This window comes from Dendronalium phyllosphericum CENA369 (assembly GCF_016056275.1).
GTDB classification, from domain to species: domain Bacteria; phylum Cyanobacteriota; class Cyanobacteriia; order Cyanobacteriales; family Nostocaceae; genus Dendronalium; species Dendronalium phyllosphericum.
The window spans coordinates 1-4,588 of the sequence record NZ_JAECZA010000247.1 but is presented as its reverse complement, the minus strand read 5'-3'; the positions used below and the strand labels follow the sequence as shown (position 1 = coordinate 4,588).

Sequence of the window (4,588 nt, the reverse complement as noted above, 5' to 3'; positions counted from 1 at the left end):
CTGAAGTTAAAGAAGTAGCTGATTCTGCCAAAAACGAGGTCAAAGAAGTTGCTGATTCTGCCAAAACCGAGGTCAAAGAAATAGCTGATTCAATCAAGAATGACATTAGGTCTGAAGGAGCTTTAACCGAAAATTCAATCAAAGACTTGGCTGATGCAAGCAAAGCTGAGATTAAAGAAGTTACTGATTCTGCGGCTACTCAAATTCGCAATCTTGCAGATTCATCTAAATTAGAAATAGAAACTGTTTCTAATACTGTAAAGCCACCGACAGTAGAGCCTTCTACATCTGTATTAAAGAATGAAATAGAAACTGGTCTTCAATCTGTAAAAACCGAACTACAAAACACTGTTAATAATCTTCCTAGTAAAATACTTGAAACTATAGAACATAATCCTTTGATTGCAGGTTTAATCGGTGCGGTGGCTGTTAATTCTACTTATGAAGGAGTTTTACAATCTCAAATCAACGAATTGAGAAACGAGTTAAACAATGAAAAGAATAATGAAGCAAATAAGCAGGATAAACCAGTGCAAATGTCTACTATTGCTGTGATTGTCTTCGACCACTGCGATCAAAATCACAATCCAGTTTATAGTTATAAAAATGTGTCGGTTATAGCTGGCACTGAAGAAAACGAAGCGCTAAAATTCCAAGAAATAGCTAAAACCAACGGTCAACAATGTTCAATTACTAGTGTTTCTGGTGGCCCATTCGCAAATGTATTGAATGAAGTACGCGATATTGGCTCAAACTTAATCAATGCTTCCGAACAAACTATTAGTATGATTGGACAAGGTTTTAATGCCTTGCAAGATGACGGTATCCTGTCAGAAAATAACTGGAAGTATACGCCTGAACACATTTCCTTAAAAGCAGGAGTATTGGCTAATTTATCTGCCAGTACCGCTACTGATGCTTTAACAGTAGTCAATAATCAATCAACACAAACCGCCGCTCAGTTATCACAACAGATAAATAGTGAAAACTCAAATTTAAACACTAACCTGGAAGCTGCAATAACTAATGCAACCAATCAAAGAAATCAAGAAATTCAGCAAATAACAGGAACTACTTTTAGCTGGGAAGATTTGACATGAGTGGCGTAAGAAACTGGGCATTGATTCGTAGAGGATTAATTAATGGTACTTCCTACAATGCGGAAGTAAATTCACATTTTGGTGATACTTCTGCTGACGCTGGACGAGACGCAGCTAAAAATCTCTGCCTAATAATTCCTACTGATTCAATGCAAATTGCTGCACAACGGCAATCATTCTTTTATCATCAAGTTCTGAAAATTCAAAATAAACCGATTATTATCGGTCAACCTAAAACTATCTTTGATTCAGAAGTTACTTATCACCCAGAAGTTTCAATAGAATTTCGTCAAGATTTCGCGTCAGTATCTCAAGGCAGACGAGCTAAGGATGCACGTTTTGGTTGGCGGTTAATGAATGAAACTAGTGAGTCTTTAACTTTTGAAAAAATTAATAATGTTGCAACGTTGGTTTATCAACAGTTTTTTGCAAACAATAATATATTCAACTACAACAAAGGTAAGGTTATCGGTTGGTACACTTCACCTATTGACGGTCTTCATCTACAGCTTTATTGTCAAAATATTGATGAATCTGAAAGAGTGGCTAAGTACGTTGTTGATGCAATTGATAAAACTTGGCATGACAATCTTTTTAAAACCACCACGCCCAAACGCAATAACTTAACTCCACCTCCACAAATAACTATCCTTGGTCAGCAGCAAGATACACCCGTGTGGCGACCAAATGTAAAGGTTTTCGCCTACAAGTCATACTTGACTGTTTGGGCAACTGAAAACAAAGTCTATGACTTAATAGGACGACTTGCAAACGGCTCATTTTATCCAATAGCTAGAGATGCGCGTCACGGATAAGCACCGTTACGCAGTCGTTGTAATGGGAACCCTATAGGGTTCCCCGTCCGTTATGCAGTCGTTGTGCAGCTTAAGATGCGAGGTAACAAGTGCGACAACGGAAACTGAGTATATGGCAAATCTTAAATCTTACTTGCTGACAATAGACAACATTAATTACGCATTGCATCTTGACAGTAATGTTTACGAAGGCATCAAAGACATGGTTGGTCTTACTGATATGCCAACCCCTGCACCTGCTAGCTTGCGCCAAACTTCAATAACAGAATTAGAAAGAAATGGTTTAGCACACAAAATTAGTGTTGGGCTAGCAACAACAGCAAGCGGCAAAATTACAAAACGCAAGGTTGTGATGTGTCCTTCTACAAAGCCTTTCAAAAACATGATTGGTAAGCAGATTAATAGTCTGTATGTTAAATCAGCCAGCGTCAAAACCCATCGGAATTTTGTTTAAGTAATTTCGTCTGAAAATTTCTGTAAATCATAGTAAATATAGGAACAATTGACATGGCTGAAGATAAAACCGGACTTTACGCAATACTAGCAGTCACTGGCAATCAACTTGCTCTTGATGGCACGGAAAAGCCTTTCACTTTTTATTTTCGTGGTGCTAAGTTACTGTATGCAGATAATGCCTGGAAAACTGCTACTGGCATCACTGACGTGACTACAACTCACCGTGGACAAGTTGTATTGACAGACGTAGGCGATCTGCTTTTACACGGGATTCTCAGAACAGCAGAAGTTGAAATCATTGATTCCGACACCAAGAACGTTTTAGCTATCAAACGAGTTCGGTATTCTGGGCTGAAAGCAACCACAATTGAAAATAAAACCGCTGATGGTGGGATTGTTGGCTTACCTTGGCAAGGAAAGGGCAAATTTAATGCAAAACCAATTGGTGCGGTTATTGAAACTAGAAAGATGATTGTTGACTAAAATAAATGACTGATTTTAGTGATGTAACTAAGTGGAATCTAATATTAGATTCCACTAAAAACGCAACAATTCAGGGTGGGATGATTATTCAGCCGATAGCAGCGTTTGAGCCATCCCACCTTTTTTCATCCTCAGTTGTGGTAGTTCAAGTTTTTAGTGCTACAGCAAAGTCAACTTGGTACAAAGCAGGATATTTAAATCAAGCTGTTTTAGTACCATTGTCACTAGGTTTAGCACTTGGAGAGTCTCGATTTGTACCTTTGTTTACGCCAGTTATTATTAATTTTTTGAGCTTTCCTAATAACTATAAAGTATCCTTTGAAGTGCCCAAGTACTTCAAAGATTGCAATGTGAAAATCTGGGAGTTTGTCAGTTAGTTCTCAATTTTTATTGATGATTTCCTAATTATGAAATTTGATGCTACCGCAGCAGGCTTTTTACTATCTTCAGTTTGTGCGGCATCTGGTTGGGTTGTCTGGTGGCAAAACAAGATTAAGTTTGATAAAGAAATAGCTGCTAGAGATGCCGCAGATTCAGCTACAAAAGCCTATGCAGCTAAACGCGATTTTGAACATCTGAGAAATAACCAAAAGGACATTTCCACTGGTATTACTCTGGGATTTGATGAGATGGAAAGGCGTTTTGATGACCTTGATAGGGACGTTCTAGACATTAAAACCCAGCTAACAATTCTCAACGCAACCGAGCATAAATAACTTAATTATTTTGGGAATACTACCAACACACATAGGAGTAATTAAAATGTCACAATCTACTCTTAATAAAATCACCACAATTGTAGGTTTATTCGCAGGCGGATCAGCTCTGCTCGGCGGCGCTGGCATAATCAACCCAACTGTTGCTACAACCATTAGTGGCATCGCTACAGCTGTTCTCGGTTACTTTGTGCATCAACCTACTGCTGACCAGCAACCAACACAGAAACAATCGTGATCGTTGAGGTTTTACAAATTACAGACCCTACGGGGCAGCGAACTGGAATGTGGCGGCTGACTGCTAGACTCTCAGAAACTAGTAAACCTCATGGGCTGTGCGGTCATCTACACCCTTCTTACACTGAGGCTTGTAATTGCTTGAGTGCTTGGCAGATGGCTAAACTACTTTGTAAGCATTCTGGTTGGGTCGATGGGGGCTATTATGCCCCGCACCTCCCATTTAAATCTGGGCGTGCGAGTTTCCCCGCACCCAGCTTCCGATGTTCTTACCTTGCGGTTTTGCTCATGTGCAGGAAAATATGGCAACTTTGGTGGATTGCCATTAGATTTTCTTTTTCCCAGTTGGTATGGTTCCCGTCATTGTGATGTAGATGAACGAGTTCATCTGACAGGAATTTCAGCCCACAGGCTGCACAGGTATGGTTCTGTCGTTTTAAGACTCTAGAGGTTTCGATGCCATAGAGTTTGCTGTTTCGCTTACTCCAGTAGGCAATGTCTCCATCAAATGGTGATTTTGCACCTTTGACTAGAACATGTTGATTTTCGGAGTAGGGAACCTTGGGGAACGCATTATCCAGTAGTTTCTTGCTGGTATTTCGATTCTGTTTAGTTTCCCTGTTGAACACCTTAAACGCCCTGTGTTGGATGTGGTACAACGAGAACCGCGATCCACTCATTTTACAGTTGCGATGGTAGTTCCTCCATCCTCTAACTACAGGGGCTAATTTCTCAGCTTTGACTGTAGCACCATAGTTCCGGTTGTTGACGATGTGCTTTA

Annotated in this window: 8 protein-coding genes; 7 read left to right on the top strand and 1 reads right to left on the bottom strand. The window is 39.8% G+C overall.

The features are described from left to right. From I8752_RS29185 to I8752_RS29155, 7 genes are all read left to right on the top strand, one after another. A partial coding sequence (locus tag I8752_RS29185; RefSeq protein ID WP_214435708.1) for a hypothetical protein occupies positions 1 to 1,100 on the top strand: 1,100 nt, incomplete at its 5' end. Then, positions 1,097 to 1,915: a hypothetical protein gene (locus I8752_RS29180; protein ID WP_214435707.1), complete on the top strand. Its 819-nt coding sequence runs from the start codon at positions 1,097 to 1,099 to the stop codon at positions 1,913 to 1,915. The genes I8752_RS29185 and I8752_RS29180, both read left to right, overlap by 4 nt. A gap of 112 nt (positions 1,916 to 2,027) precedes the next feature. Next, positions 2,028 to 2,369, top strand: coding sequence for a hypothetical protein (locus tag I8752_RS29175; protein WP_214435706.1), 342 nt, complete (start codon positions 2,028 to 2,030; stop codon positions 2,367 to 2,369). A 53-nt stretch (positions 2,370 to 2,422) separates the two neighbouring features. Next, entirely contained in the window at positions 2,423 to 2,854 is a 432-nt protein-coding gene (locus I8752_RS29170) for a hypothetical protein (protein ID WP_214435705.1), read from the top strand. 5 nt (positions 2,855 to 2,859) lie between these two features. Further along, positions 2,860 to 3,231, top strand: coding sequence for a hypothetical protein (locus tag I8752_RS29165; protein WP_214435704.1), 372 nt, complete (start codon positions 2,860 to 2,862; stop codon positions 3,229 to 3,231). A 30-nt stretch (positions 3,232 to 3,261) separates the two neighbouring features. Then, on the top strand, positions 3,262 to 3,570 hold the full coding sequence (locus I8752_RS29160) for a hypothetical protein (protein ID WP_214435703.1): 309 nt from the start codon (positions 3,262 to 3,264) through the stop codon (positions 3,568 to 3,570). A gap of 46 nt (positions 3,571 to 3,616) precedes the next feature. Next, positions 3,617 to 3,808 (top strand): hypothetical protein, encoded by a 192-nt coding sequence (locus tag I8752_RS29155; protein WP_214435702.1) that lies wholly within the window; start codon positions 3,617 to 3,619, stop codon positions 3,806 to 3,808. Positions 3,809 to 4,076: 268 nt separating this feature from the next. Here the strand turns inward: I8752_RS29155 and I8752_RS29150 are convergent. Continuing rightward, a partial coding sequence (locus tag I8752_RS29150; protein ID WP_214435701.1) for an HNH endonuclease occupies positions 4,077 to 4,588 on the bottom strand: 512 nt, incomplete at its 5' end.

Excerpts from the sequence above, each read along its gene's own strand:
- I8752_RS29180 (WP_214435707.1), top strand. The coding sequence starts at position 1,097 with ATGAGTGGCGTAAGAAACTGGGCATTGATTCGTAGAGGATTAATTAAT.
- I8752_RS29175 (WP_214435706.1), top strand. The coding sequence starts at position 2,028 with ATGGCAAATCTTAAATCTTACTTGCTGACAATAGACAACATTAATTAC.
- I8752_RS29170 (WP_214435705.1), top strand. The coding sequence starts at position 2,423 with ATGGCTGAAGATAAAACCGGACTTTACGCAATACTAGCAGTCACTGGC.
- I8752_RS29165 (WP_214435704.1), top strand. The coding sequence starts at position 2,860 with ATGACTGATTTTAGTGATGTAACTAAGTGGAATCTAATATTAGATTCC.
- I8752_RS29160 (WP_214435703.1), top strand. The coding sequence starts at position 3,262 with ATGAAATTTGATGCTACCGCAGCAGGCTTTTTACTATCTTCAGTTTGT.
- I8752_RS29155 (WP_214435702.1), top strand. The coding sequence starts at position 3,617 with ATGTCACAATCTACTCTTAATAAAATCACCACAATTGTAGGTTTATTC.